The 24,926-nt window shown below is 64.2% G+C and carries 33 protein-coding genes and 1 pseudogene; 19 read left to right on the top strand and 15 right to left on the bottom strand.

The genetic code is table 11. The annotated features are described in order from the left end of the window. The 9 genes from KBA48_RS23580 to KBA48_RS23540 form a co-directional block, all read right to left on the bottom strand. Window positions 1-231: hypothetical protein (locus tag KBA48_RS23580; RefSeq protein WP_292910995.1), on the bottom strand; the 231-nt coding region annotated here is incomplete at its 3' end. A gap of 39 nt (window positions 232-270) precedes the next feature. Then, window positions 271-1,521 carry a hypothetical protein gene (locus KBA48_RS23575; RefSeq protein ID WP_292910993.1) on the bottom strand — a complete coding sequence of 417 codons (1,251 nt, stop codon included), beginning with the start codon at window positions 1,519-1,521 and terminating at the stop codon, window positions 271-273. 53 nt (window positions 1,522-1,574) lie between these two features. Next, window positions 1,575-1,817, bottom strand: coding sequence for a hypothetical protein (locus tag KBA48_RS23570; protein ID WP_292910991.1), 243 nt, complete (start codon window positions 1,815-1,817; stop codon window positions 1,575-1,577). Continuing rightward, the gene (locus KBA48_RS23565) at window positions 1,807-2,121 is read right to left on the bottom strand and encodes a hypothetical protein (RefSeq protein WP_292910989.1); all 315 of its coding nucleotides are present in this window, start codon (window positions 2,119-2,121) and stop codon (window positions 1,807-1,809) included. Before KBA48_RS23565 ends, KBA48_RS23570 begins: the two co-directional genes overlap by 11 nt. Window positions 2,122-2,291: 170 nt before the next feature. Continuing rightward, window positions 2,292-4,085, bottom strand: coding sequence for a ParB/RepB/Spo0J family partition protein (locus KBA48_RS23560; RefSeq protein ID WP_292910987.1), 1,794 nt, complete (start codon window positions 4,083-4,085; stop codon window positions 2,292-2,294). Window positions 4,086-4,104: 19 nt separating this feature from the next. After that, complete coding sequence (locus tag KBA48_RS23555; RefSeq protein WP_292910985.1) at window positions 4,105-4,644, bottom strand: hypothetical protein; 540 nt, start codon at window positions 4,642-4,644, stop codon at window positions 4,105-4,107. Between the two features lie 13 nt (window positions 4,645-4,657). Next, window positions 4,658-4,972, bottom strand: a complete 315-nt coding sequence (locus KBA48_RS23550) for a hypothetical protein (protein ID WP_292910983.1) — start codon at window positions 4,970-4,972, stop codon at window positions 4,658-4,660. Then, the gene (locus KBA48_RS23545; RefSeq protein WP_292910981.1) at window positions 4,963-5,277 is read right to left on the bottom strand and encodes a hypothetical protein; all 315 of its coding nucleotides are present in this window, start codon (window positions 5,275-5,277) and stop codon (window positions 4,963-4,965) included. Before KBA48_RS23545 ends, KBA48_RS23550 begins: the two co-directional genes overlap by 10 nt. Continuing rightward, complete coding sequence (locus KBA48_RS23540) at window positions 5,270-5,494, bottom strand: hypothetical protein (RefSeq protein WP_292910979.1); 225 nt, start codon at window positions 5,492-5,494, stop codon at window positions 5,270-5,272. The genes KBA48_RS23545 and KBA48_RS23540 overlap by 8 nt, the downstream gene beginning before the upstream one ends. Window positions 5,495-5,678: 184 nt before the next feature. On the opposite strand from KBA48_RS23540, the gene KBA48_RS23535 reads away from it, so the two are divergent. Beyond that, window positions 5,679-5,870, top strand: a complete 192-nt coding sequence (locus KBA48_RS23535) for a hypothetical protein (protein ID WP_292910977.1) — start codon at window positions 5,679-5,681, stop codon at window positions 5,868-5,870. A gap of 231 nt (window positions 5,871-6,101) precedes the next feature. Here KBA48_RS23535 and KBA48_RS23530 read toward each other — a convergent pair whose 3' ends face one another. The 6 genes from KBA48_RS23530 to KBA48_RS23505 all read right to left on the bottom strand — a co-directional run bounded on the left by KBA48_RS23530 (window position 6,102) and on the right by KBA48_RS23505 (window position 9,298). Continuing rightward, window positions 6,102-6,374 carry a hypothetical protein gene (locus KBA48_RS23530; RefSeq protein ID WP_292910975.1) on the bottom strand — a complete coding sequence of 91 codons (273 nt, stop codon included), beginning with the start codon at window positions 6,372-6,374 and terminating at the stop codon, window positions 6,102-6,104. Between the two features lie 67 nt (window positions 6,375-6,441). Then, window positions 6,442-6,645, bottom strand: coding sequence for a helix-turn-helix domain-containing protein (locus KBA48_RS23525; protein WP_292910973.1), 204 nt, complete (start codon window positions 6,643-6,645; stop codon window positions 6,442-6,444). A 218-nt stretch (window positions 6,646-6,863) separates the two neighbouring features. Beyond that, window positions 6,864-7,145: a hypothetical protein gene (locus tag KBA48_RS23520; RefSeq protein ID WP_292910971.1), complete on the bottom strand. Its 282-nt coding sequence runs from the start codon at window positions 7,143-7,145 to the stop codon at window positions 6,864-6,866. A 440-nt stretch (window positions 7,146-7,585) separates the two neighbouring features. Continuing rightward, window positions 7,586-8,230 carry a helix-turn-helix transcriptional regulator gene (locus tag KBA48_RS23515; RefSeq protein WP_292910969.1) on the bottom strand — a complete coding sequence of 215 codons (645 nt, stop codon included), beginning with the start codon at window positions 8,228-8,230 and terminating at the stop codon, window positions 7,586-7,588. Window positions 8,231-8,365: 135 nt separating this feature from the next. Beyond that, window positions 8,366-8,596, bottom strand: coding sequence for a hypothetical protein (locus tag KBA48_RS23510; RefSeq protein ID WP_292910967.1), 231 nt, complete (start codon window positions 8,594-8,596; stop codon window positions 8,366-8,368). Between the two features lie 459 nt (window positions 8,597-9,055). Next, entirely contained in the window at window positions 9,056-9,298 is a 243-nt protein-coding gene (locus tag KBA48_RS23505; RefSeq protein ID WP_292910965.1) for a hypothetical protein, read from the bottom strand. Between the two features lie 94 nt (window positions 9,299-9,392). On the opposite strand from KBA48_RS23505, the gene KBA48_RS23500 reads away from it, so the two are divergent. The 18 genes and pseudogenes from KBA48_RS23500 to KBA48_RS23415 all read left to right on the top strand — a co-directional run. Next, window positions 9,393-9,644 carry a hypothetical protein gene (locus tag KBA48_RS23500; protein WP_292910963.1) on the top strand — a complete coding sequence of 84 codons (252 nt, stop codon included), beginning with the start codon at window positions 9,393-9,395 and terminating at the stop codon, window positions 9,642-9,644. 164 nt (window positions 9,645-9,808) lie between these two features. Then, window positions 9,809-10,177: a hypothetical protein gene (locus tag KBA48_RS23495; RefSeq protein WP_292910961.1), complete on the top strand. Its 369-nt coding sequence runs from the start codon at window positions 9,809-9,811 to the stop codon at window positions 10,175-10,177. Continuing rightward, on the top strand, window positions 10,162-10,521 hold the full coding sequence (locus KBA48_RS23490) for a hypothetical protein (RefSeq protein WP_292910959.1): 360 nt from the start codon (window positions 10,162-10,164) through the stop codon (window positions 10,519-10,521). Before KBA48_RS23495 ends, KBA48_RS23490 begins: the two co-directional genes overlap by 16 nt. Next, window positions 10,508-10,885 carry a hypothetical protein gene (locus KBA48_RS23485; protein WP_292910957.1) on the top strand — a complete coding sequence of 126 codons (378 nt, stop codon included), beginning with the start codon at window positions 10,508-10,510 and terminating at the stop codon, window positions 10,883-10,885. The genes KBA48_RS23490 and KBA48_RS23485 overlap by 14 nt, the downstream gene beginning before the upstream one ends. Then, window positions 10,882-12,048 carry a toprim domain-containing protein gene (locus KBA48_RS23480; RefSeq protein WP_292910955.1) on the top strand — a complete coding sequence of 389 codons (1,167 nt, stop codon included), beginning with the start codon at window positions 10,882-10,884 and terminating at the stop codon, window positions 12,046-12,048. The genes KBA48_RS23485 and KBA48_RS23480 overlap by 4 nt, the downstream gene beginning before the upstream one ends. After that, the gene (locus KBA48_RS23475) at window positions 12,045-14,102 is read left to right on the top strand and encodes a hypothetical protein (protein WP_292910953.1); all 2,058 of its coding nucleotides are present in this window, start codon (window positions 12,045-12,047) and stop codon (window positions 14,100-14,102) included. The genes KBA48_RS23480 and KBA48_RS23475 overlap by 4 nt, the downstream gene beginning before the upstream one ends. Window positions 14,103-14,445: 343 nt before the next feature. Then, a complete protein-coding gene (locus KBA48_RS23470; protein WP_292910951.1) occupies window positions 14,446-15,219 on the top strand; it encodes a hypothetical protein in 774 nt (257 codons plus the stop codon). 93 nt (window positions 15,220-15,312) lie between these two features. Continuing rightward, complete coding sequence (locus KBA48_RS23465; protein WP_292910949.1) at window positions 15,313-16,824, top strand: hypothetical protein; 1,512 nt, start codon at window positions 15,313-15,315, stop codon at window positions 16,822-16,824. Window positions 16,825-16,832: 8 nt separating this feature from the next. Continuing rightward, on the top strand, window positions 16,833-17,276 hold the full coding sequence (locus tag KBA48_RS23460) for a hypothetical protein (RefSeq protein ID WP_292910947.1): 444 nt from the start codon (window positions 16,833-16,835) through the stop codon (window positions 17,274-17,276). A 324-nt stretch (window positions 17,277-17,600) separates the two neighbouring features. Next, window positions 17,601-18,119 (top strand): hypothetical protein, encoded by a 519-nt coding sequence (locus KBA48_RS23455; RefSeq protein WP_292910945.1) that lies wholly within the window; start codon window positions 17,601-17,603, stop codon window positions 18,117-18,119. Then, a complete protein-coding gene (locus KBA48_RS23450) occupies window positions 18,112-18,387 on the top strand; it encodes a hypothetical protein (protein WP_292910943.1) in 276 nt (91 codons plus the stop codon). Before KBA48_RS23455 ends, KBA48_RS23450 begins: the two co-directional genes overlap by 8 nt. Next, complete coding sequence (locus KBA48_RS23445; protein ID WP_292910941.1) at window positions 18,380-20,014, top strand: portal protein; 1,635 nt, start codon at window positions 18,380-18,382, stop codon at window positions 20,012-20,014. Before KBA48_RS23450 ends, KBA48_RS23445 begins: the two co-directional genes overlap by 8 nt. After that, window positions 20,011-20,286 (top strand): hypothetical protein, encoded by a 276-nt coding sequence (locus KBA48_RS23440; RefSeq protein WP_292910939.1) that lies wholly within the window; start codon window positions 20,011-20,013, stop codon window positions 20,284-20,286. Before KBA48_RS23445 ends, KBA48_RS23440 begins: the two co-directional genes overlap by 4 nt. Window positions 20,287-20,292: 6 nt before the next feature. After that, a complete protein-coding gene (locus KBA48_RS23435) occupies window positions 20,293-21,231 on the top strand; it encodes a hypothetical protein (RefSeq protein ID WP_292910937.1) in 939 nt (312 codons plus the stop codon). A gap of 28 nt (window positions 21,232-21,259) precedes the next feature. Beyond that, entirely contained in the window at window positions 21,260-22,150 is an 891-nt protein-coding gene (locus tag KBA48_RS23430; protein WP_292910935.1) for a phage capsid protein, read from the top strand. Window positions 22,151-22,192: 42 nt separating this feature from the next. After that, the gene (locus KBA48_RS23425; RefSeq protein WP_292910933.1) at window positions 22,193-22,615 is read left to right on the top strand and encodes a hypothetical protein; all 423 of its coding nucleotides are present in this window, start codon (window positions 22,193-22,195) and stop codon (window positions 22,613-22,615) included. 25 nt (window positions 22,616-22,640) lie between these two features. Next, window positions 22,641-23,219, top strand: a complete 579-nt coding sequence (locus tag KBA48_RS23420) for a hypothetical protein (RefSeq protein WP_292910931.1) — start codon at window positions 22,641-22,643, stop codon at window positions 23,217-23,219. Beyond that, window positions 23,216-24,926, top strand: a pseudogene (locus KBA48_RS23415) (hypothetical protein); the annotation flags it as partial. The gene KBA48_RS23420 and the pseudogene KBA48_RS23415, both read left to right, overlap by 4 nt.

The raw sequence follows: 24,926 nt of genomic DNA, 5'->3' as shown, positions 1-24,926 counted from the left end.
ACTTAAAATCTGTTGTCCTTCGGGGCGTACCGGTTCGAGTCCGGTAGCGAGCACCACCTTGATTGTAAAGGGTTTTTCGTCGTTTGTTGGCATGAGAACAAAACAGGATTTACCAACGGCGTCATACCATCGTTTACCAATGCCAGTGCCGACATAAGAACACAAGCGGAACCGACGGGCTGGACCCAGACAGCAAAACGCCCGACCTTTCAGCCGGGCGTTGCCAGCCACCTTGCGGTGACCCCGTAGGTTAGACCTGGGTTTACCGTATCACCCTTCGCCATCCCCATCCATGCCTTCGGCATTCATGCGCATGCGGAAGGCGTCGGTGGCCTGTTTGCGGGTGACTACGCCGTAAAGCTCCATGATCTGGGTGATGCTGGCCAGGGAGTGGCCCGAGATCGCGCGGACCTGTTGGAGCGTACAGCCGGCATCAAGCAGTTGCGTCACCGCCGTATGGCGCAGGCGCATCATATCCAGGTCGGCGATTTCTGGCATGCCGGCCAGTGCCGGCAGATCATCGGTGGCCGGCAGGCCGGAGACGGCGGCCGCGCGGACCAAGTTGAACGCGTCGCGCATGCTGGCGTCCGTGTAGGGTTTGCCCGTCGCGGGATCGTAAATCAGATAGGTGGAGTAGATCCCGCGCGACTGTGCGCGGGCATCATCGGCGCGCAAGCGCGCGACCAGCAGCGGCACGATGCCTAAGGGCAGGTCAACGAGGGCGCTTGTCTTCTGCTGCCGCACGGACAGTGTGCCGTTGCGGTACATGCGGCGGTCCCACAGGAGAACATCGGCCTTGCGTTGGCCCATCCAGCTATTCAGCAGGACGGCCGTGCCTACCCCATGCTCCCCCATTCTGTCCGCCACCGCGACGAAGTGAGCGACTGTTGCCGGCGTCCAGATCGCCGGGATCTGCCGGCGGGGGCGTTTGGCCACCACCTTGCGCCAGGGGTTGCCCGTGGTCAGGTTCTCCCCCTCCCCCCAGGCCCAGAGCAGGCGGCCGATAACCACCACCTTGGCGGCCCGTGTGGGTGCGCGGGTGCGCAGCGTGTTGTACAGACCCTTGCAGTCGCGCGGGGTGATCGAACTGACGGAAAGGTCGGCGCACCAGTCGCGGATGAGGTCGATATCCGGCCGGTAGCTGCGGCGGGTATTGTCCGCCAGGTCCTGGGTGAATTCGGGGCTGGCCAGATAGCATTCGATCAGGTGGCCGCACGTACCCTTGATGGCGGGCGGGCGCCCGAGCCGCAGGGCCTTCGGGCGGCGGTCGCGCTTCACCTCCTTCATGGCCAAGAGCAGATCAGGAATTTCCGTCAGGCGGCCCGCCCGCCAGTCATCGACCATGGCGTTGATGGCGCGGGCCTTCTCGCACGCCTGATACTCGGTCATCACGTCCGACATGCCGATAGGCACGGTGGGCCATCCAGCCCTGACCAGTTGGGCCGTAGGCTCCCAGCTATAGCGGGTGCGGTGGCCGGCGGCGGGACGGGCGCGGAAACAGGGGACGCGGTTGGGCGGCATGGGAACCTCGCTGGGGCGGCAGCAGGTGGACAGACAGGGTAAGACAGGCAGCGTCAGGGCGCAATGCGGGAGGATTGCACCAGCAGCGCGCCCTTGGGCGTAATGCGCCAATGCACGATGGTTCGCGGCTGGCCGGTCGCGTCATCGATCACCAGCTCATTGGCCGTGCTCTCGCACAGGCGCAGCTTTGCCAGCCGTTTAGACCGCCGGTCCGTGGGCGCACATTTCCAGCGGCCCAGGCGCAACAGCCGCAGGTCGGCGGCATCGATCTGGACCGGGGCGGGTCTATTCGTCATCGCCCACCCCATCCGACAGGATGGCATCCACCAGATCGGTCGCGGGGAGGGTGAAGGCAGGCGGTTCCGCCGGCGTCACCACGGCATGCGGCCCAAGGCTGGCGACATGGAGCGTGTAGATCTCGCGCAGCCTTTGCGCCCTGTCCGGAGAGCCGGCAGACAGGGCATCGAAGGCCGGCTTGTTCTGGGCAATCCAGGCTTTCAGATCCGGTTGACCCAGGCTGGTCATGACGCTGGCCAGGATGCAATACAGCGTCAGGTATGGTTGATCCGGGTCGCGCGGCGCCGGCGCGTCCTCCTTCATAGGCAAGCGCCCCGGGCGGGACGGCCGGTCATTGCCGGGGGCGTTGAAACCGAAGCCGCGTTGCATCCCTATACCCCCGGCCAGATGGCCGCCGCCAAGAACGGGCAGGCAAGGCCCAGCCCGATCAGCAGATGGCGCAGATGGTGGCGAGGGCGGCGGGCCATGGCGGGTTACTCCGCCGCTTCCGCTGCGTCGTCATCACGAACGGCGTTCGCCGCGTCTTCAATGTCGGTCTGTGCCGGTTGCAGATGGGGCGGTACGGCCAGCCGATAGACGCGGGCCAGATACAAAATCACCGATGGTGCGGACCGGTATGCGGAAACGTCAAGGCGGCGCACCATTTCATGCGCCCAGATATCCATCAGAGCCGGGCCAATCTGGACGGCGTGCATATGCAGGGCTGCGAGGATGGATACTTGTCGGTCATCCGGCCTGCCCCCGCTTTTCATCTCGACAAGCTGCCGGCCGACATCGACGGACAGATGCTCATCCACTAGCTTGGCCAAGGGTGGGATGAGCGGTGTCCCGCCATCGGCGGCGAGCGGATTAGGCTGCACCCACTTGGCATCCATCCGCCCGCCGTGAACAGGGTTGAACAGGTCTTGCACTTCAAAGCGTTGCGCCAGCATGTCCACGAACAGCAGGCGGAGCAGCATTTCATGATCGGCTTTGAGGTTGGATCTCAGCTTGCGCATGAATTCTTCATGGGCTGCCTGCCTGACCCGGTTACGTTCCGCGATGGCCTCCCGTTCATGGTCGGGGGTGCTGAGATCCTTGATCACTAGTCCTTCATGAATGTGTCCGACCACGCCATCCCAGGTGCTGTAGGTGATAAAAACGCCGGCCCGCGTCCGGTCATCGCTGCGCTGATCCTCATACCCGGAACAATGCATGAAGGAGCCGGTATCAACCCAGGACCAGCCCTCGGCGAGATACCTGGCCTTCAACGCCTCGACGGCTTCCTTCTGCCGCGTGTGGAATGCATCGCGGCTGGCGAAGTAGCGCAGGCCGGTAACGGGGTTTTCCACGATGGGGCAGGCGTCGAAGCCGTCCAGGTCGAAGATGGCGCGGCTGATGGGCACCATGTCGCCATAGATCGCATCGCGCATCCGTTCTGCCGTGGGGTAGCGGTCCAGCTTCTTCAACAGGTCGCGTTGCCGGACATGATCGACCGACGTCATGTGCAGCGCCTGGGTGAAGTTGATCTTCCTGTCCGCAAGAGCCGCTTGCGCCTCTGGGCACAGGCGCTTCACCAGCCGGATACGTTGCTGGACATATTCAGGGACTTTGCCGATGGCGCTGGCGATGGCCTTTTTCGATAGTCCCATGAATTCTAGCTGGTCGAAGGCCGCCGCTTCTTCGAGCGGGGCTACGTCCACCCGTTGCAGGTTTTCGATGATGGCCAGCTTCAAATGGTCCTCATCCGTCATGCCTTCACGGATGACGACAGGCACCATGTAGTTATCCAGATTGGCACCCGTCAGAAAGGTTTCCAACGCGCGCCAACGGCGTTCACCAGCCACGATCCAGTAGGCGCCCGGCTCCGCCTCAATGGGTCGCACCAAAATGGGTTCGATGATGCCGGCGGTGCGGATGCTTTCCCCCAGCTCCGCCAGTTGTTCCGGGTCGAAGCGCTTGCGCGGGTTCAGCGGCGAGGGGCGCACGGCCCGGCGGGGCAGTGCCGCACCCATGGGCAGGATCGCGCGTGCGGGTTCCGCCTCTGCCGGCGCCACCACAGGCAGGGCCAGGACGGCGGAAGGATCGACAGACAGGGCGGCGGCGATGGCGGTGTAGATGGCATCACCGATGTTGGTGCGCTTTCCGGCCTCGACATGGGCGACACTGCCGATACTGATCCTGGCGGCGGCGTCCAGTTCGCGGCCGGACATGCCGGCAGCCTCACGCAGGCGGCGCAAGTAAGTGCCGCGCGTATCGCCGGCAGTGGGGGGAAGGATGCTGGACATGGGCGGTGTCCTTTCGGGGTCAGTGACAGGCGGGCGTCGGCGCGGGTTCGTCGTCGACGGGCGTCGCGCGCAAATGGGCGGCCAGGTCTTCCAGTTGGATGGCGGTGCAGGCGGGGCAGCCCCGGAACCATGTATCGCGCCCGCCGTCGCCCCAGAAGATCACAGCGGAGCCGGCGGGTTCGCCGCCCCGGAACTGGATCATCAATTCATCCAGTTCATCCAGCTTCGCCTCGATCAACTGTTTCACCTTGGCCATTTCCGCATCAGACCGTGCGGGCCGGGAAATGACGTTGTGCGCCGTGTCGAGGCCGATATGGACGCCGGGAAGGTTGACAGTGACCGTCCTGTCACCCATCGCCGCAGTATGTCCCATAGCACTGAGGTGCCGGCTGATAACGTAGGGATTGGTTTCGGTCGTATAGACTTCCGCGTCGCGGAAGTCCGAACCTGGACGGGAGACGTCCTTCAACTTTATCCCGAGCGCGCGCAACCGATTGGCGAGGTGGGTCTTGCCGGTGCCGGCGGCCCCGTAGATTTCGAGACGCGTCAAGGCTTTCATGATGCGTTCCTTCTCAGTTGCCCGCCAGCAGCCGTTCGGCGCGGGCGGCGAGGATGCGGGTTGTGGAGACGTTGGACATGCCGGCGGCTTCCAGCAGGGCCACGCCGTCCATTCGGCGGCCCGTGCTGGCCTCCATCTCCCAGGCGATGATGGCTACGGGCTGATAGAACCGGGTTGTGGGGACAGGCTTGGGGAAGCCGTGGCGCTCCATCTCCGGTCGGCGGCGATAGAATTCGGGCCGGCTGATCTTGAGATGCGCCGCCACAGTGGCACAGTCCCAGAGGGTGGCAGCGAATGGGGCGGTGTCAGAAGGGGAGGTCATCGACAAGGCGCCACCTCCCCCTGTCCGCGCAGGCCGGGGGCCGGAACCCAGGTGAAGGGGGTGAAGTCCGGCATGGGGACGCGGCGCAGGATGGTCAGGGATCGGCCCTGGTTGGGCAGGCGGGACAGATAGCCCCGGCCGTGCAAGCCGTTGACCAGGCGGTTGACGCCAGACTTGGACGCCAATTCCAGTTCGGCGGCGATTTGCAGATAGGTGGGCGGGGTGCCGCCGCTGGCGTCGGTCAGTTCCTGGATCACCTGCATCGCCTGCAATTGTCGCGGCGTGAGGCTGTAGACGGGGCGGTCAGGCATGACCCACCCCCAGGGTGCCGGCGGGACGGGCCACGGCAAAAAGCTGCACGGGGCCGTTCGGGCGGATGTCATCCAGGGCGGCATGCAGCAGGGATGACAGGGGTTCGATCCCCAGCGTTTCGGCGTGGGCGCGGATGGCGGCCAGCAGGGCACTGGCTTCCTCCGGCGGACCCTGGACGGTCAGGGACAGCAACGGGCTATCGGTTGGGGCGGACATGGGGCAACTCCCTTGGGCAGACGGCGAATGCCGTTCGCTATTAATTTGGGAAAATCCCAAATTCGTCAAGTGGGAGTTTGTGCCAGTCCCTCGTGACGTCAATTGCTCCGCATGCAAGCCTGTAATGGTGGATCACCTCACTGATCCAACCCATACGATGCATTCTCCAGCATGCGGAGGCGTGATGCACTGGCTGTTTGCGGTATTCGGTTTTGTTGCAGGCTTCTTTGCCGGGCAGTTTCTGTTGATGCTGCTGTTATCCGGGGGGAGGCATTTGACATTGGGTAGAAATCAGTCCGCCCGACAGTGGCTTGGGGTGTTGAATTTAGTGATCGCAATCATTGGCGCGGTTGTTGGGTGGAAGTTGGGAAAATGAATAGTACGAATTTGGATAAAATGGCCAAAGCTTTGGGCACAATAGCGTGTCTAGCCGGGGCTAGCGTTTTGTGGGTTGCTTGGGAGTGGCAGAAGACCATCCCCAGTCCGACAGGTGATATTATCGCTTATATCATTTGGCTGGCAGCCTTCTTTTACCCAATCAGTTGGGGGTGGTGGGTTGCGAAGTGCCGAGGATTACTGGAAAAAATGTAGCCAGCCCTGACGAACGTCATTCGCCAAGCGGCGGCGATGCATGCCGTTCGCCTGGTCCTGTGCGCATGGCGCGATAGCCGCAGCGCAGCAGGTGGGACAGGATACGGTTGGACAGTTCGTCCCAATCGTCCAGTTCCAGGCGATGGCGGTCCGGCTTTACCCGTGGCCAGAACCGCTTGTTATTGGCCAGGGCATAGGAGACGCAGAAGCGCAGTTCGGCCATGTCCCTGTCTGTCAGCGGCAGCAGGGGGCGGTTATCCAGCGGGATGGCGGGCGGCGGAATGGGCATGGCGCATGATCCGGGGCAGGTTGGGTGCCCCGGATCATGCGCCATGAATGAGAACGAAGCAAGAACGTCAGGGGGCGGGCGGCGGGCCGTAGGCGCGGTGATAAGCGATCACCGTGGATAACAGACCCAGCGTGGTTTCGGGGCGGGAGCGTTCCCGTTCGATCTGGCGCAGGGTCTCGACATTGACACCCCACAGGCTTGCCGCCTGGGACTGTGATAGGCCCAGGGCTTGCCTTGCGGCCTGAATTTCGGGGCCGGTCAGGGTGGACATGGTCTCTCCATTTGCTTATACTTTACGGGCTGCGTGCGAGATCACATACCAGTTGCGGTCCGCTACAGCGGGTTGTAACAAGCTGCTACCGATTATCATAAAATCGGTGGTTAGTTTGTTGCGGCGGCCACGGCCCCCGTTAACACGCCTCCCCAGGCTACGGCCTGGGGCTGATTGCACCAAATGCGGGGCGTCCTTCGGGGCGCCCCCTTTGCATTTCAGGCCCGGATCACGCGCGGCGTGCCATCCTTGCGGGCGCCCATCGTCCAGCCGGCGGGAAGGTCAGCACCTTCCAGGAGCGCGCCGACCACGGCATCCAGGTCCTTCTGACCATAGGCTGTTTCGATGTCGATATTCAGATCAAGCCCGGTGTCGATGCCCGCATAGCTGGCGATCATGCGGGTGGTCAGAAATTTGCCGTTGGGTTGCTGGCTGATCCGGGCGCGAACATTTGTGGTGCCCTTGCTGATGGCGCCGTTGGCGTAGACCTTGTAGCTCATCGCAATCTCCATTGTCTGCGCCGCAGCGCGTTGTTGATGGAGTGACTATAGGTAATTTACCCATACCTGTCTATAGGTAAATTACCTATGACGTAAAAATTTCCATCGCATACTATCGTATTCTGGCGTAGAGGTGAGACCGCATACACGTTTAGGACGTGACAGCATGGTACCTATCCCATAGGATAGTTGCAGGCAGCCGGCAAGCCGGGTCTGCCTCCTGGCCTGCCAGCCTGGATGCAGCAAGGGCGTGGGGACGCCCAAGGGACAAGCGCGCGCTCGAAACCGGGTTCCACCCGGCCAGACCGGCCGAATACTATCATATGCAGGAAAAGGTTGAACGATCACTAATCCAAAAGATAATCCAAAGGACAGTGAATGATGATTATCCCGAATGGCGGCGGGAGCGTCGCGGCCGTCTGTCCGATCTGCTGGACGAATTATTTCCGGGCGGCGGCGAATTCGGCCAGGATGCCGGCCGTAGCGGTCATGGTCTCCGGTGCCCGGAAGCGGGCATCTGAGGCTGCATGCGCGTAAAGCGTTGATGCCATGACGGCCATTTGATCCGCCACAGCCGGATCGAGGCCGTGGCGTTGCATGACGGCCGCCAGGCAATCAGCCAGCAGGTCTTTGTCTATCGCCGGAATTCCTGGGTCTATTCCAAGGCCAATCAATAGGTCTGCGACAGACAGTTTTAGCATCTTCGCGGCTGGCTCCAACTGAGCCAAGCGCAACGCCTGTCTATTGTTGACAATGGCGCTCACAGACGAACGATCGAGATGCATGATCTCGGCCATGTCCTCTTGCCGCAAGCCGATAGCCTTCAGCCGCTGCTGTATGAACTTCTTATCAGTCATATCGGTATGATGCGGGGTTGCTCCCAAAAAGCACTCGGCCGTATTGAAATTTTTACCTTGACGATTTTGGGAAAATCCCAAATCTAGAGGCATGGATATCGACACCCCCCTTCCCATAGCTTCAATCGTCATCCGAAGGGTTGGCGGCACCGTTGCTGTGGCCACGATTTGCGGGCTCGATGCAGGGTCCGTTTCTGCCTGGAAGCGGGCAAAATCCCGCAAAGGCACCGGCGGCCTGATCCCATCCCGCCATCACGCCCCGCTGCTGGCCTATGCCCGCCGGCACAATATCCCCTTGACCCCCGCCGATCTGATCCCCGCCGACCCGGCGGGGGAGGTAGCGGCATGAGAATTCGGCCGATCTTAACCGTCGGGATTGTTCGCCGCGAACCGGTTGACCACCCAGGCCTGCCGGAGTTTCTGATTGCCCTTGATCTCGGGATGGGCATCGCGGAAGCGGACGAAGTCCGTGGGATCGAACGGTACGCGCACCACCTGGATGCCTTGCCGGCTGACCTCCGTCTCCAGCTGTTCGGCAGCTTTAAGCCATTCATCGTGGGTGGCCTGAATTTCATTTCCAAACAGCCGCTTCACGTCAGGCCATTGCGGCCGGCTGAACCAAGTCATGGGAGCGACGGGCCTATCCATAGAAATTCCTCTGCGTGTGATTGTCCAAGCAACAACACCGTAGAGGATGCAGCGGGGGATGTCATGTCCCCCGCTGATTTCATCCCGTCCGACCCGGCGGGGGAGGTGGCGGCATGAGCAAGCCCGGCATCCGTGTGCAATTGGGGCGGTTCTTCCATCGCTGCACCGTTGCGTATTGGGAATGGGACCGGCGGCAGCGGATGGTGGTGCCGCTGCGTGACGGCCTCTGGGACGTGGTGCGCCGCACCATAGAATGTTCCCCGGAGGAGCGCACCCGCGCCAAGGCGGAGATGGACGCGCGTGGCGCGCTGATCGAGCGATGGCACGCCATCGCCCGGCAACGGCCGCTGACCATGGCCGAAATCGCCCAATGGTGGGCGGAGCATGACGCGCTTGAGGCGGATATCAGGCTTGGCCGATTTGCCCCAGCCGCTGCTTCCACAGCATGTCGAGAAAATCCAGTGCCGCCTGATTGCGACGCCGGTCCAGCGCGGTCTCCGCCGGCATTTGTTCCAACAGACCGCGAGCCACGGTCATGAACGGCGCCGCAGGGCCCAGGTTGGGCGACAGCAGGTCGAACAGGGTGGTGGCCAACGCCAGCGCGGCGATGCCGGCCCATTCCGGGGTGTCCAGGTTGTGTTGCGACATTCCAGTCTCCATCGTTGGTAGGGGTACCACGATGGTGGCGCGTGGCGGGGGGCAGGTCAAAGCCATCTTGGCCTGTTCCCCGCCACAAGCGCGCATGGATTGGCCCGAGGCCCAGGCATTCGCCTTTGCCCTGATCATCGCGTCGGGCAAGCCGCATGGCCAGGTCTGGCACGAGTTGCGGCGGGCGCAGGGCTTTGCCGGGCGGCGGCGGCGGGTGGACCCGCCGTTTACGGACGTGCTGGACGCCGTGGCATCGCTTGTCCTGTCCGCCAATCAGCCGGGGCCGGGCCGGTCCCGCGAATTCCAGGTTCTGGTGATGCTGTACCGGCGGGAGGGGATGGCATGAAACGCTGGTCCCCATCGGCCCGATCCTTTTTCGCCCCGCCCCAGAGGGCCGGGACGGCGGTCCCCACCGCCGCCCCGGCATTGCCGTTTGACGATCTGCCCCGGTGCCCACCGGTTTCCGTCCTTCCGACGCGGTCACTTTCGCGCCGGGGGGTTGGACATAAAATGGGGATCATCACCCACGAAATTCGCGCCGCCATTGCGGCCGCGCGGCCCGACGACATCGCCAGCCGATGGCGGGCATTCCTGTGCGCGCAATATGCGCCGGGGCACCGCGCCAAGGAGATCGCACGGGATTTCGACACGTCGGGCAAGACGGCCGAGCGGTGGCTTGCCGCCGACGGCCCCGCGCCAAGCGCCACCAATCTGATGCGCGCCGCCCTGATTTTTGGCTTCGCGGCGCTGGAACAGGTTTTGTTGCCGGGGGCGGCGAAGCCGGCCCCGCGCGCCACCATCACCGATGTGGCGGCCAAGCTTGACCTTCTGGCCGACCAGATCGCGCGGATAAGGGAGGTGACATGTCCCCCATCCTGACCATTTCACGGGCCATCAAGATCGATGGCCATCTGACCCTGTTATCCGCGCCGTTCAACCGGCGGGGGCAGGTGATTGGCGGCGTGGGTTTGAACCCCCAGGCCCCCGGATGGCATGAGGATTTCCGGCGGGTGACGCGGCTGTTTGCCGAATGCAGCAGCATCGTGGAGCTGCCCGGTGCGGCGTTGCGCGAGACGGCGCCGGACAGCGTGGCGTGGCAGATCGCCGAGCATCTGGCCCAGATGGAACATGCCTATAGCGCGGCGGCCATCGATGCCTATCGCGCCATGGATGCCGCCCAGACCGCCATGCCGGCAGAGGGGGATGGACATGCCACGCTATGAGGAAACGGATTTCCCGCCGGATATCGAGGTGATGGTGGCGGCCAGCAATTGGTGTCTTGACCCCAGCCCGCAAGGATGGGCGCGGGTGCGGACTGCCGTGGTGTCGGGTTGCGCCTGGCCCCAGGATTTGGGGCCGGTGCTGGACGCCATCGCGGCCGTGCGCGAGACGTGCGGCGGGCAGGTGCCGACAGATGCAGACGGCAAGCAGGCACAGGCGCGATTGTCCGATGCCGTCATGACGCTGGGCCATCAGCGGCGCAAGGCGGCGAATGACATTCGCCATCAACGGCGGCCTCCTCCTCCTCCCGTCGTGCGAGCGGAGGATATGCCGGAGGATGCACCGGGCCTGTGGTGGCGGCGATGAGCCAGGGACCCACCACCCAGCAGATATCCGACCTGTTGCGCGACCGGATGGCGGAGCTTCCGGCCGTATGGGGATTGGCCGGAGAGGTGCGGTATCAGGATTTTGTGTGCCGGTCGCCGTTTCGTGATGACCGGCATGCCGGCAGCTTCCGCATCTGCATTGCCGGCAAGTGCCAGGGCCTGATTATCGATTTTGCGGCGCAGAAGCGATGGAGCGCGCTCAGCTTTACCGCCGATTACTGGTTTGGCGGCGATATGCGCCAGGCGGTGGCGTGGGCCAAGGCCTGGCTGGGCCTGGACGGGACCGACCCCGACGCGTTCCGAAAGACGCTGGCAGCCAAAGAGGCGCGGGCGGAGCGCGACGCGGCGCAGGAGGCAAAGGTTGAGCAAATCCGCAGGCGGGCCATGGCCATCTATCTGGCGGCCCAGGAACGCGTGATCGACACGCCGGTCGATGCGTACCTGATGGGGCGCGGCATCGATCTGTTGCGCCTGCCCTTTGCCGAGCGGTGGTTTCGCGGGGTGCGGTATCACCCGGCTTTGCCATGCAAGGAGCTGGGCACCGATGAGCAGGGGCGGCCGCTGCATAAGCTGCCGGCCATGGTGGCGGCGATCACGGCCGATGATGGCACGTTCCTTTCGGTCCATCGCACCTGGCTGGACCATGTCGACGGCCAGTGGGTGAAGGCCGATCTGATCGAGAACAAAAAGAGCTATGGCCTGTTTGCCGGGCGCAATGGCCTGATCCGGCTGTGGCGCGGGGTCAAGATCGACCGGGAGACGGGACAGATCAACCGATTGCCGGCGTGGCGGGACATGCGGTTTCCGTCGGAGGTGCATATCGCCGAGGGCATCGAAAACGCCCTGTCGTTTGCAGTCGAGATCCCGGAGCTACGCTGTGTCGCCGGCGTTTCGATCGACAATATGGCATCGATCCAATGGCCGGAAGCCATCCGGACCGTGGGCGTGTGGCGCGACAATGATGCAAAGGGCAGTGCGGCCGATGCGGCGCTGACCCAAAAAGTGGTGCCGGCATACGACGCGCAGGGAAAGCGCGTGGTGGTGCCCAGGCCGCCCGAGGGGGTGAAAGACGTGAATGACGTGCTGAAAATCGCACGGGCGCACATGCGCGGGCGGCAGGAAGGCCAGGGGGTGCCAGCATGACGCCCCCGGATGAAAGCAAGGTTGTTCACCTGTCCGTGGTCCGGCAGATGCTGGACGAGGCCGAGGCCGAAGCCGCCGCGCGCGACCAGGCGCTTGCGCTGTGCCAGGAGCCGGCGGGCGGACAGCCAGCACCCAGGGACCCAGGGCCGCCGCCGCCGCAGGATGACGGGGGTGACGGGGATGATGGGGGCAACGGCGGCCCGCCCCGGCCCAAACATCCCTTGCCGGTGTCCAGTCCGGTGCGGCCGCTCGGCCTCAATAACCGGGTCTATTACTATCTCGACCAGTGCAACCAGCTTTCCGAACTGGCGGCCAAGGATCATAGCCGCCTGAACATCCAGTCGCTTTTCGGCCAGCGGAGCGACCTGCTTTATGAATATTGGCCGCGCAAAACCGAGGATAAGCAGACAGGGGAAATGATCGTTACCGGCTGGAAGCCCGAATTGGCGGCAGAGGCGTTGATGACGGCCGCCGCCTATCGCGGGGTCTGGTCACCCAACGACGTGGTGCGCGGTAGCGGCGCATGGCGGGGGCCGGATGGGGAACTGATCCTGCATCTTGGCGATGCACTGCTGTGCCGGCCAGCGCAGGGCGGCGACAAGGCGGTTTTCATGGAGCCGGGGCTAGTCGGGCGGTTGGTATACCCCACGGCGCCGGCCACGATGCGCCCGCACAAGGAGGCGCAGGAGCCGGGACAGCAGGGACCGGGGGGCCGGCTGCTGGACCTGTTGCGCACCTGGAATTTCAGGCGGGCGGATACCGATCCGCATTTAATGTTGGGGTGGATCGGGGCCGCAATGCTTGGCGCCGCCCTGGGTTGGCGGCCAGTGACATGGGTGACCGGTGGCGCCGGCACCGGCAAATCCAGCCTGCAGAACCTGTTGAAATGGATCATGGGGCCGAACGGCATGCTGCAATCGTCGGACGCCAGTCCGGCCGGCGTGCGCCAGGTGCTGAAACACAGTTCGCGGCCCGTGGCCATCGATGAAGGCGAGCCCGAAGACGAAAAGCGTATGGCCGCGCTGGTCAAGCTGGCACGTGATGCAGCGACGGGCAGCCTGTCGGTGCGCGGCAGCAGCGACCATCAGGCGGTGACCTTCACGATATCCTCGTGCTTCCTGTTCTCATCGATCCTTATCCCGCCGTTGATGACGCAGGATCGCTCGCGCATCGCCATCTTCGACCTGGAACCGCTGAAACCCGACCAGCCGCCGCCGACCATCACAGAGGCGATGGCGGCCGAGCTGGGCAGCGCGTTGTTGCGGCGGCTTGTGCAGCAATGGCCGCGATTTGCCCAGACCCTGGAAACCTATCGGCTGACCATGGCCCAGGCGGGACATGTGGCACGCGGCCAGGATGTGTATGGCACGCTGCTGACCTGTGCCGACCTGCTGTTGCACGACTATCCGCCGGACAGTGAGACGCTCGCGGTATGGCGGGATGGGCTGAGGGCGGAAAAGGTTCTGGAAGGCGGCATCAAGGATGAGGATGCCTGCCTGCAACGGCTTTTGACCACGACCATCGAGGCCACGCATGACCGGCGGCGGATGACCATTGCCGATTGGATATTGCGGGCGGCAGGGTTGGCCGGAGATGGCGAAAGCACGGATGCACAGATTGCGGCCAACAAGCTGCTGACGTTGCACGGTATCAAGCTGATCCAGGACGAATGCAAATGGTGGCTGGCCGTGGCCAACAGCCATGAAGGGCTGAGCGCCATCTATGCCCGGACCCAATGGGCCGACAAGCCAGGCGCGGAAGGCGTGTGGGTGCAGTCCATGCGACGATTGCCGCACAAGATCCTGCGCAACGAAAAGGGCGCGCAGAAAACAGTCTGGATTGGGGGGGCGTGCAAGGCAACGCTGCTGCCTCTTGACCTCTGTCTGCCCCCCGATCGTGCCGATCGGGGATCGCAACAACCACCTGGTGGTGCCGGCATGACAGGCGCCGCCCCGACCCCTGGCACCAACAGGCCGGCGCCACCAGGGGCCGCTTCTGCCCAGCCCTGGCTGGGCAGCCACCCTGACGATCCCGGACCCAGCCCCGGCTTTTAGCCCCATGGCCCAGACCCATGGGTTTCAGACATGAAAAACGCGGTCCGTGGTGGGGCGTTCGGTGGCGGGTTAGGGGGCGGTTAGGAAGCAGGTTAGGGGTATGTGTCAATGATATCAATGGGTTGATTGGCTTCCTAACTGCCTAACCGCCTAACCGGCACCCTCTTTAAATGTGTGTATGCGCGTGCATGGATGGATGATGGGTTAGGTGGTTAGGAAGTTAGGATAGGTATCAAGTCGTTGTTTCCTTTGAAGTTTCCAGGCTAACCGCGACCTGACCGGGTGTCGGGGGGCAGTTAGGGTTAAATAGGGGGGTGATATGGCAGGTTCGGGGGATGATCGGGTGACAGGCATCGCGGCCGCGCTGGCGGACGTGGTGACAGGACCGCTGTCCGCGCCGGCCGAGGCTGGGGAGCAGGCGAACCTATGGGGCGAGGGCGTGGGTGCGGGGCCGCTGGACACTCCCGCCGATCTGCTGGGCCAGATGGGCCGCGACCTATGGGGCAAGCCACGACGGGGCGGGGGGAGGCCGGCAGGCGCCAAGAACCGCAGCACAGAGGCATGGCGGGCCTACTTCCTGGCTTCGCATCGTGACCCGCTGTTGGCGGCGGCCGATATCTATTCGATGCCGGTGGAGGAACTGGCAATGCGGCTCCGGTGCGATCCCCTCGACGCGATGAAGCTACAGCTTCGTGCGGCGGAGGTGGTCGCGCCCTACGTTCACCAGAAGCTGCCGCTGGCCATCAAGGCTGAGGGCAATTTGCCGACACTGCACCTGCACATGCCCTACGTTCCCGCCGCTGCCGGGCCGGTAGCCGATGGGGCCGAGGTGCTGGACCTGTTTGCGACGGAAATGCAGCAAAATCAAGGGGTTGCGCCGCTGTCCGCGCAGGTCGATGGTACGGCGCAGTTGGTGCGGGATAAAGAAGATGAGCAACATCAATGGCTTACGACAGATGGTGCACAGACTTCCAATCCGCCGGTCGGTGCGCGACGCGATATGATCGCGCACGATGCATCGCACAACCCACCCCCCGACCGCGACACGGGGGGGGACCCCCCAGCCGATGGGCCGCCCGTTCTCCCTCTATCGGTTCAGCAGGTTCACAAGGTTTGAATTTGGCCCGATCAGGCCGGCAGGAGAGGCGGGCCAGGGTGCGGGAAGTGATGGTCGGGAAGCCGGCCAGGCAGGGGCGGGGAGGGGGTAGGGATGGGGTTCGAGGTTCGTTACGAGGCGCCGGGGAAGGTAAGCGCGCGGTTCCTGACCGACCGCAGTTTCATTCACGGGATCATCGGGCCGAATGGGTCGGCCAAAACCACCACCGCCTTGATGAAGTTTTTCTATATCGCGTGTGAGCAGCGGCCCAGCCCGGTTGATGGCGTGCGGTATACCCGCTTCGTCGTCATCCGTGACACCTACCGCCAGATGGCGCGCAGTACCTTGAAGTCCTGGCACAAGCGGGTTCCCAAGGATATGGGCCGGTATCAGGATGGTGGCCAGAATGGCCAGACCACGCACCATCTGCGCTTGCAGGTGCCGGGCGTGGGTATCATCGACATGGAAGTGATCTTTGCCGCCATCGGCGATAATGACGTTGAGGATTTCTGCCGAGGCTTTGAACCGACCGCCGCCTATGTGAACGAGGCAGATCGATGCGCCCGCGAGGTCATCACGCATCTGTCCGGCCGATGCGGTCGCTATCCAGACGCCCTGCATGGTGGATGCTCTTGGTATGGGCTTTGGTTCGACATGAACGCGCCGGATGTCGATCATTGGGCCTACGAAGACATCTACGATCCCGCAACGCGCTTGCCAGGATACAGCGTCCATATCCAGCCAGGTGGTCGCACGCCGGAGGCAGAGAATGTCCCCAACCTGCCGCCAGGTTATTACGAGCCGCGCAACCGTCCGGATTGGTGGGTGCGGCGCTTCATCGATAATCTTCCTGGTTATTCCCGCGCCGGCAAGCCGGTCTATGAGCATGAATATCATGACCAGATCCATGTCGCGTCGGAGGTCATCGCCCCCCGCCGCTACATCCCCATTTATATCGGCTTGGACCAGGGCCTTTTCCCGTCTGCCATCATCACCCAGCGTCTTCCGCAGACCGGTCAGCGCCTGGTGCTGGCCGAACTGGTCATGGAGAATGTCGGCTATAAGACCTTTGCTGCCGCGCTGAACCGCCTGCTGGCCAGCGAACGCTTCCGGGGTATCAAAGTCGAAAAGGCATTTGTCGATCCCGCCGGGCTGGCACGGTCTGCCGCGTCGGAAGAGGGTGGGGAGGCGCAACATTGGGCGGCCCTGGTGGCGCGGGAATGCCGCCTGACGGTGGTGGGCGCCCCCAGCAACGCGCCCGGCGTGCGCCAGGAAGCAGTGCGCCAGGAACTGGGCACGGTGGCCATGGACGATCCCCATCGGCGCAACATGCTGATTGACCCCGTTCATTGCCCCATGCTGCGGCGTGGCTTCAACAGCGGATATCACTACCGCAAGCGCCGGGCCAGCGACGGCGATAGTTACGAGCCTACCGTCAATAAAAACAAGTTTTCGAACCCCCATGACGCCCTGCAGTACGTCGTGTTGGGCGATGGCGGTTACGAGCTGGTGAGCAAAAGGAACGGCACCGACCTCCGGCGTGACGATGACGATCACCCCCCCCAGCAGGGGAGGCGACCAAGCCGCACACAAGCCGGTGACTACAACCCCTTGAACGATTTCTGAGGTGGATCATGAAGGTCAAGACGACCAGCAGGAAGGTTGCCGACACTCTGTCCGCCATGCATGGGCGGGGCAGCATCACGGCGGAGATGGTGGAGGCGGGGCGGCGGTTTCAGGCGCAATGGGATGCGGCGCACGGGTCTGCCGGGATCATGCGCTATGACCGGTTGGAAGCGTGCATGGCGAATGGCGTTCGCCCGTCGCACGGGGCCGCCCATGCCGGTGGAGATCCGCGCGGCCGCATCGATGCGTCCATGAGGGCGCTTGGCGGGTCAGAGCAGCCGGCGGGGCGGGTGGCCTGGTATGTGCTGGGCCGGGGCGAGAGCGTGAAAGAATTTGCGGGCTGGACCCACCAGCGCCCGCAGGACGCGGCGGCCCATCTGGTGGCGGCTTTAGGGGTGCTGGTGGCGCATTTTCACTTGGGAGCGGTAGCGACGGCGCCGGCGGCGGCATGATCCCCCCGACCTTTAAATGTGGCAAATGCGGTGGCAGCACGATAATCGAGCCGCAGGACGGGCCGGGCGTTTGCGAAAGCTGCTGTGAGGATCACGACTACCTGTACGAGCGGTATGAAGGCTACCGGTGCGTCCATTGTCATGGGGAACCCCCGCCGGATTGGTATGATGGATTGGATTATGATTGAGGGCTAAGTCTGCCGCATAATCCCCCTTGACAGTTGCAACTCACCACCCCCATGGTTACTACGCTGGCGCGACAAGCGCCCCACCCGCAAAAGCCGTCGGTCCCCACCGGCGGCTTTTGTCGTTTCTGAGGTACCGGTGCCCGCTTTTGACCTGCATCCGCTGTCCGAAAGCCTGATTTATCAGGTCGCCATGCTTGCCCGGTCCTGCGACCGGCGGGAGATTGGCGCGTGCCAGCCGGGGGGATATGACCCGGCTGGCCTGGCGGCCGAGATGGCGGAGGCGTGCGCCCATGGGTTCGTGGCGACCGCCGATGGCGTGCCGGTGGCGGTGGTGGGGCTGTGTCCCGTGATGCCGGGCGTGTTTTCGGCCGGCATGTTCGCCACCGACCAATGGGCGGATATCGCCTTTTCCGTGACGAAGTTTATCCGAACCATCTTCATCCCCGAACGCCGGGCGGAAGGGATGCGCCGCATGGAGGCCCGCAGTATCGACGGGCACCCGCTGTCTGGCCATTGGCTGGAACATCTGGGCTTCGTGCGCGAGGCGACGTGTCCGGATTTCGGCATGCGGAGGGAGACGTTCCACCTGTATGCATGGCGGGCGTCCGACCATGGGGGCGCCAATGTGCCCGGCGCCGGAGGCGCCCATGTGTAAGATCATCAAGAAACTGGTGTCGTCGCCCTTCAAGCTGTTGGGTGGCATCCTGGCACCCGGCGGCGGGGGCGGCAGCAGTAACAGCGGGCAGACGCCGGTTGAACAGCAGGTTCCCGCGCGCACCGACGCGACGGCCCAGGCGGCGGGGGATGCAGTGCGGCGGCGCCTGACCAACCGCCGGGGCTTCATGGCATCCATGCTGACCGGCGGACAGGGGGTGCCCCCCATGCCGTCCGCCGTCAATACGCTGTTGGGTGGCGGTGGCTGACAGTCGCGTCACCGGGGCGAAACGTCGCCTCGGTGAGCTGAAGACGGCGCGGGCACCGCGTGAGGGGCACTGGCGGGAGTTGATGCGCCTGACCCGCCCGCTGGCCGATGAATTGTTCGGCGGCGGCGTGCGCGGGGACCGGTCCGGGCGGGCGTCGGGCGAAATTTACGACATGACGGCCGGGCATGGTGCCACCAACCTTGCCGCCGGGCTGTGGGGCATGGGCACCAACAGCGCCACGGAATGGTTCGCCATCCAAGCCGAGGTGGAGGAACTGAACGCCGATGCAGAGGTCGGCGCCTGGTGCCGGACGGTCACACAGCGCCTGTTGCGCGCGTTTGCGGCCGGCGGCGGCAATTTCTACGCCGAGGCCATGACGTACTTCCTGGATCTGGCCAGCATCGGCACGGCCATCATGTATTCGGATGAGGATGCCACGGCTGGCCGGCTGTGGCATGCCACCATCCCCCTGTCCGAATGCTACATCGCGCAGAACCAGCGCCGGCAGGTCGATACGCTGTATCGCACCTTCACGATGACCACACGACAGGCGGCGGGGGAATTCGGCGCGGAAGCGCTGCACCCGACCATGCGCAAGGCGCTGGAAAAGGAACCGGACCGTAAATGGCAGTTCCTGCATGCGGTGGAACCGAACGACCTGTTTGACCCGACCCGCCGGGGCAGCAATGCGATGGCGTTCCAGTCGCTGTATGTCGATCTTGAGCATGACCATCTGGTCGAAGAAGGCGGGTATCAGGAGATGCCCTACCACGTCACGCGCTGGTGGTGTCAGGCGGGCGAGGTCTATGGCGATGGTCCCGCCGCATTGGCCCGCGCCGACGCCAAGACGGTCAATGTCATGGCCAAGACGACGTTGGAGGGGGCACAGGCGGCCGTGCGCCCGCCGCTGGCCACGACAGACGAACTGGCCATGCGCGGTATCCAGTTCCGCCCCGGCCAGGTGATCGCCGGCGCCATCGACCCATGGTCGGGCCGCGAGCTGGTCAAGCCCATGCAATCGGGCGGGGCCATCGGCCTTGGCCTGGAAATGGAAGAACAGCGCCGCGCGGCCATCAAGGAAGCCTTCTATTGGCAGTTGCTGGTGTTGCAGGCGGGTGACCGGGCCACGGCGACCGAGGTCCTTGCACGCCAGGAAGAACAATTGCGCCTGATGGGGCCGCACCTTGGCCGCATGAACGCGGAGTTCCTGGACCCCGTTGTATCCCGCGCCTTCCTGATCCTGTTGCGCGCGCGCGCCCTGCCACCGCCGCCCCCTGCCTTGCTGGCGGCGCCGGGGCTGAAGGTCACCTATGTGTCACCGCTGGCACGGGCGCAGAAGATCGCCACGGCGGCCACCATCCTGCGCTTCCTGGAAGGCGCCTTGCCGCTTGCCCAGGCCAAGCCCGAGGCCCTGGACGTGATCGACGAGGACGCGGTGATGCGCGAGCTGGCCGGTGCCTATCACGTGCCCGGCACCCTGATCCGCGACCCGCGCCAGGTGGCCGCGTTGCGCCAGCAACGGGCGGAAGCCCAGGCGGCGGCCCAGCAGGCGGCCGAAATGCAGCAGGGGGCCGCAACCCTGCGTGACCTTGGACAGGCGGCCCAGGCCGCAGGGGAGGGCGTATGAGCATGAACCCTGTCGGCTGGCTTGTCGCGCAATGGGGTGCGCGCCGGTCCGCCCGTATCCAGGCGGCCTATCGCCGCCTGTTCCGGGGAGAGGATGCCGAATTGGTGCTGGCCGATCTTGCCGCCTTCACCATGGCCGGCGAAAGCACCTTCGTTGCCGGTTCCCCCGACCTGTCCGCCCATTTCGAAGGTGCGCGCCGCGTCTGGCTGCATATCGCATCCATGCTGGACCTGGACCCGCGCGCCATTCCCAAGCCCCCGCCCGAGGAGTGACCCAGCATGCATAAGGTTCCCGGTTTCTGGATCGAGTTCGCCCGCAACGCCGAAGGTGGTGGCGCAGGCGATGCTATGGCCGCCGCCGCTTCGGGCGGGGATGGTGGCGGCCAGGGGGGCGGCGGCGGCGACAGCGCCCCGCCCCCCGATTTTGACTGGGCCGGCACGCTTGGCGACCGTCATGCGGAGTTCGCCCCTACCTTGACGGCGAAGGGCTGGAAAAGCCCTGTCGATCTTCTGTCCGCCTACTCGGCCCTTGAGAAGGACAGCGCCGGGCGTGTGGCCATTCCGGGGGAAGGCGCCACGGATGAAGAACGGGCGGCATTCTTCACCGCGTTGGGCCGCCCCGCGACGGCGCAGGATTACGGCCTGGCCAAGCCGGTGGATATGCCCGATGCCGAATGGGATGGGGAGCGGATGGGGCGCTTTGGGGATGCGGCGCATGCCCTTGGCCTGTCGGCGGCCCAGGCGAAAGGCATTATCGATTGGCTGGCGAAGGACACGAACGACCAGATCGCGGCGTTTACCGCCGATCTGCCCAAGCGGCAGGAAGCGCACCAGGCCAAGGTGACGGAGGGTCTACGACAGGCATTCGGCGGTGACACACCGGCAGCGCTGGAACGTGCCAAGCGGGCCTATGCGACCTATGTCACCGGTGACGCGGCCCAAGCCGGTATCGACGCCCTGTCGGAGAAGGTCGGCGACGTTGAAATCATCAAGATGTTTGCCGCCATCGGCCGCGACATTGGCGAAAGCCGGATGAAGGGCGGCGGGGGTGGTGGCGGGTTCGGCGCGCGGACACCGGATGCCGCCAAAGCCGAACTGGCTACCAGGAACGCAGACGCGAAATGGCTGGAGGCGCTGTACAGCGCGGACCACCCGAACCACGCCAATGTCGTTGCCGAGCGGCAGCGGCTTTACGAAATGGCCTATCCGGCCAGTTAACCCGCCGCCATCTTGAAGGAACCACATCATGGCCTATGAAGTCACCACGGCCCAGAAGGTCGCCTATCAGGAGGGCATGGAGCATGCCCTTCAGCAGAAAAAATCAAAGCTGGAAGCCACGGTACGTGTGGTGGACCAGCGGGGTAAGGAAACAGCGGTCGACCGGGTCGGCACGGCCAAACCGATGAAGAAGACAACCCGTTACCCGGATACGCCGATTATGCCCACCGCCTTCGGCCGGCGCTGGATCATGTCGGACACCTGGCACTGGGGCGACCTGATCGATGATGATGACAAGCTGAAGCTGATCCATGACCCGACCAGCGAGCTTGCCCAGGCCGGCCATATGGGCATGCAGCGCACCAAGGATGACGTGATCATCGAAGCGGCGTGGGCAACCGTGCCGGCGGGTGAGAAGTCCACCGATGGCAGCGTGCCCTTCCCGGCTGGGCAGATCATTCCGGTGGACGAAGGTGCCGGTGCCACCGGACTGACCTTCAGCAAGATCAACCTTGCCCGTGAAATGCTGTCCGAAGCGCAGGTTCCCGAAGAAGACCCCCGCTACTGGGTCTGCACCGAACAGCAGATTACCAACCTGCTGAACGAGGACAAGGCGACCAACGCCGATTACGTGACCATCGGCGCCATCCAGAATGGCAAGTTTGACGGCACCTATATGGGTTTCAACTGGATCGTGGTGCCGGCGGCCAAGTTGCCCAAGACCACCACGACCCGACAGAACCTGGTCTATACGAAATCGTCGCTGGCTATTTGCAAGCCCAAGGACGTCATGACCAGGATCGACCTGCGGGCCGACAAGTCCTTTGCGACCCAGATCTATGCCGAGATGCGTATCGGTGCGTGTCGTCTGGAGGAACTGGGCGTGCTCCAGGTGCTGGTGAAGGAACGCGGCCCGTAAGCGCGTTCCCGCCGACCATCATACCGCAGAAGGAACCTGATCATGCCCGACTTCAAAGGCGTCAACACCACCCTGGCGGGGACCAAGGCCGCGCTGATCCAGCATGGACTTTGGGATGCCAAGGTGAAAGTCCATGTGGACAGCTATACCACCACCGGTGAGGCGATTGCCGACCGTATTTTCATGGGGCGGTTGGAACCGCTTTCCACCTATCTGGGGGCGGAAATCGATTTCGAGGCGCTGGGGATCAGCACCACCCTGTCCTTTGGCGATGCCGGTTCCGCCACGCGGTTCATGGCGGCGGTCGCCACCAATGCCGCTGGCACCGCGCGGGCGCGTGCTATCGCCGGCATGCATTACCGCAACACGACCCAGGACCCCATTCCGCTGTTCCTGACCGTGGGTGGGGCGCAACTGACGGCGAACCGACTGATCAAGGTCACGCTGTTCACGGCGCGGGCCTGACAGGCGCTGGCGAACGGCATTCGCCATGATTAATGACGTCACAGTAGCGGTGTGGAACCAGGCGCTGTTGTGCCTGGCTCAGCCGCTATTGTCGGGGCCGGATGATGACAGCGAGACGGCCCGGCGCGTGCGGGTGCAATGGGCCGTCTCGCGGCCGGCGGTGCTGCGGTCCTACCCCTGGAATTGCGCCATGCGCCGCGCCCTGCTGCCGGCGTTGGTCGAAAAGCCGGCTTGGGGCTTTGCCAATGCCTTTTCCCTGCCGACGGGGTGTCTGCGGCTGTGGGAGGTGGATGGACAGAAGCGGGGGCCATGGACAGTTGAGGGCGGCCGGGTGCTGACCGATCTGCCCGGGCCGTTGCGTGTGCGGTTCGTTGCCGACATCGAGGCGCACCAGATGGACCCGGCATTGCGCCTGTTGATGGCGAAGGAGATGGCCGCCGATCTGGCCATGGCCTTGACCAACAACGCGACGCTGGGCCAGTCGCTGGCCGCCGATATCAAACGCCTACGGGTTGAGACGCGGGCCAGCGATGCGATGGAGGCCAATGACCAGCAGTTTTACGACCGTGACGACATGCCGGATTGGCTGGACGTGCGCCGATGAAACGCGCCGTTGCCTATTCCAGCCTGAATGGCGGCATCTGGACAAAGGAACTGCGCGGCCGTGTGGATCTGGCACGCTATCCCACGGCCGCCACCGACAGTCTGAATTGCCTTGCCCTGACCCTGGGTCCCGTCACCCGGCGGCCCGGCACGCATGATATTGCGGCCACGGAAGGCAATCAGCCCGCCATGCTGGGCCGGTTCGTCTTCAATGACGATCAGGCCTATATCCTGGAATGGACGGCGGGATGGTTGCGGTTCATCCAGCGCGGCGCCCTGGTCATGGATGGGGCCGCCCCCATCCGTGTGGCCAGCCCCTATCAAGCTTCCCACCTGTCCGCGATCCGGTCCGCGCAGAGCGCCGACATCGTCTATCTGGCCTGCCGGGACGTGCGGCCGCACCGGCTGTCGCGCTATGGGCAGACCAATTGGACGCTTGAACCCATCGTGTTCCGGGACGGCCCCTACCGCGACCCATGGCCCGGCATGCCGGCGGTGACATTGTCGGGCGTCACCATGACGTTCGGGGCGGCGGTGGCCAGCGCCGATTGGGTGGGGCAGTGCATCAGGTTCCAGATTGACGGGTCCTGGTACTGGCGGCGAGTCACGGCCGTGGCCAGCCCGACCAGCATCACAGCCATCGTTGAACCGGGCGCCGACGTGCCCGGACTGGCCGGGGAGGTGCAGGCCAGCTTTTCCATCGTGGTCGATGCCGATGGCGCCAATGGGGAGGTGATCCCCATCCCGGTCGCGTGGCAACCGGTTCTCAGCGCCGACAATCTGCGTGTCACGGTCAATACCCTGACCCTGACACCCACGCTGCATTACACCATCGTTGGCGGGTCCGAAATCCACCTGACACAAGCGGCCTTGCCGCATGTCACGGTGACCGTGGTCAACCTGTTGCTGGCGGCCGAACCGGCGGACGTGGTGACGGGCATGATCAGCAATTGGCGGGCGCCGGCATGGGGCGGGGCACGCGGCTGGCCGTCCTGTGTCGCGCTGTTCGAACAGCGGACATGGTGGGCGGGTACGACAGCCGAGCCGGTGTCCATCTGGGCATCGGTCACCGGGGATTATGAGACCTGCAGCCCGACCGAAACCGACGCCAAGGTACTGGACGATAATGGCCTGTACCTGATCGCGGCCGATCAGGAGGTGAGCCAGATCCAATGGATGATGCCGGGGGACAATATCTGGCTGGGCACGGCGGGCGGTGAATATATATGCCGGGCGTCGGAACTGTCAGAAGCCCTGACGGCCGCCAATGCCAATATCCGGCCGCAGACGACGGAGGGATCGGCGCCGGTGGAGCCGATCCGTATCGATAGTTCGGTTGTGTTCGTCTCGCGCGGCCGTGCCGGTGTGCATACCCTGACCTATGATCCCGATGCCGACGGCATGATCACGCCCGACCTTGCCCAGTTGGCCCAGGACGTGACGGCGCCCGGCGTGCAGCAGTTAGCCTGGTGCCGCCTGCCCAATCGCCTGTTGTGGTGCCTGCTGGCAGACGGGACCTTGGCCAGTCTGACCCATTCCCCGCGCGATCAGGTACAAGCCTGGCACCGTCATCAGATGCAGGATGGCAAGGTCCTGTCCATCGCTTCGTTGCCGGAGCCTGGGGGCGACGCCCTGTATCTGGTGACGGAACGGACCGGGGCGGACAATGTGACCCGCCGGCGGGTGGAGCGTATGGCCGACCGGTGGA

It is taken from the genome of Niveispirillum sp. (assembly GCF_017996735.1).
Taxonomy (GTDB): Bacteria; Pseudomonadota; Alphaproteobacteria; order Azospirillales; family Azospirillaceae; genus Niveispirillum.
This window is presented reverse-complemented; position numbering and strand designations above follow the sequence as displayed.

Bases quoted from the DNA above. Each gene is read 5' to 3' on its own strand.
- KBA48_RS23460 (WP_292910947.1), top strand. From the start codon at position 16,833: ATGAAGGTCAAGACGACCAGCAGGAAGGTTGCCGACACTCTGTCCGCC.
- KBA48_RS23430 (WP_292910935.1), top strand. From the start codon at position 21,260: ATGGCCTATGAAGTCACCACGGCCCAGAAGGTCGCCTATCAGGAGGGC.
- KBA48_RS23480 (WP_292910955.1), top strand. From the start codon at position 10,882: ATGAGCCAGGGACCCACCACCCAGCAGATATCCGACCTGTTGCGCGAC.
- KBA48_RS23555 (WP_292910985.1), bottom strand. From the start codon at position 4,644: ATGAAAGCCTTGACGCGTCTCGAAATCTACGGGGCCGCCGGCACCGGC.
- KBA48_RS23520 (WP_292910971.1), bottom strand. From the start codon at position 7,145: ATGAGCTACAAGGTCTACGCCAACGGCGCCATCAGCAAGGGCACCACA.
- KBA48_RS23490 (WP_292910959.1), top strand. From the start codon at position 10,162: ATGTCCCCCATCCTGACCATTTCACGGGCCATCAAGATCGATGGCCAT.
- KBA48_RS23560 (WP_292910987.1), bottom strand. From the start codon at position 4,085: ATGTCCAGCATCCTTCCCCCCACTGCCGGCGATACGCGCGGCACTTAC.
- KBA48_RS23475 (WP_292910953.1), top strand. From the start codon at position 12,045: ATGACGCCCCCGGATGAAAGCAAGGTTGTTCACCTGTCCGTGGTCCGG.
- KBA48_RS23425 (WP_292910933.1), top strand. From the start codon at position 22,193: ATGCCCGACTTCAAAGGCGTCAACACCACCCTGGCGGGGACCAAGGCC.
- KBA48_RS23440 (WP_292910939.1), top strand. From the start codon at position 20,011: ATGAGCATGAACCCTGTCGGCTGGCTTGTCGCGCAATGGGGTGCGCGC.
- KBA48_RS23420 (WP_292910931.1), top strand. From the start codon at position 22,641: ATGATTAATGACGTCACAGTAGCGGTGTGGAACCAGGCGCTGTTGTGC.
- KBA48_RS23500 (WP_292910963.1), top strand. From the start codon at position 9,393: ATGGATTGGCCCGAGGCCCAGGCATTCGCCTTTGCCCTGATCATCGCG.
- KBA48_RS23505 (WP_292910965.1), bottom strand. From the start codon at position 9,298: ATGTCGCAACACAACCTGGACACCCCGGAATGGGCCGGCATCGCCGCG.
- KBA48_RS23485 (WP_292910957.1), top strand. From the start codon at position 10,508: ATGCCACGCTATGAGGAAACGGATTTCCCGCCGGATATCGAGGTGATG.
- KBA48_RS23435 (WP_292910937.1), top strand. From the start codon at position 20,293: ATGCATAAGGTTCCCGGTTTCTGGATCGAGTTCGCCCGCAACGCCGAA.
- KBA48_RS23545 (WP_292910981.1), bottom strand. From the start codon at position 5,277: ATGCCTGACCGCCCCGTCTACAGCCTCACGCCGCGACAATTGCAGGCG.
- KBA48_RS23535 (WP_292910977.1), top strand. From the start codon at position 5,679: ATGCACTGGCTGTTTGCGGTATTCGGTTTTGTTGCAGGCTTCTTTGCC.
- KBA48_RS23540 (WP_292910979.1), bottom strand. From the start codon at position 5,494: ATGTCCGCCCCAACCGATAGCCCGTTGCTGTCCCTGACCGTCCAGGGT.
- KBA48_RS23575 (WP_292910993.1), bottom strand. From the start codon at position 1,521: ATGCCGCCCAACCGCGTCCCCTGTTTCCGCGCCCGTCCCGCCGCCGGC.
- KBA48_RS23495 (WP_292910961.1), top strand. From the start codon at position 9,809: ATGGGGATCATCACCCACGAAATTCGCGCCGCCATTGCGGCCGCGCGG.
- KBA48_RS23565 (WP_292910989.1), bottom strand. From the start codon at position 2,121: ATGAAGGAGGACGCGCCGGCGCCGCGCGACCCGGATCAACCATACCTG.
- KBA48_RS23450 (WP_292910943.1), top strand. From the start codon at position 18,112: ATGTGTAAGATCATCAAGAAACTGGTGTCGTCGCCCTTCAAGCTGTTG.
- KBA48_RS23530 (WP_292910975.1), bottom strand. From the start codon at position 6,374: ATGCCCATTCCGCCGCCCGCCATCCCGCTGGATAACCGCCCCCTGCTG.
- KBA48_RS23570 (WP_292910991.1), bottom strand. From the start codon at position 1,817: ATGACGAATAGACCCGCCCCGGTCCAGATCGATGCCGCCGACCTGCGG.
- KBA48_RS23525 (WP_292910973.1), bottom strand. From the start codon at position 6,645: ATGTCCACCCTGACCGGCCCCGAAATTCAGGCCGCAAGGCAAGCCCTG.
- KBA48_RS23465 (WP_292910949.1), top strand. From the start codon at position 15,313: ATGGGGTTCGAGGTTCGTTACGAGGCGCCGGGGAAGGTAAGCGCGCGG.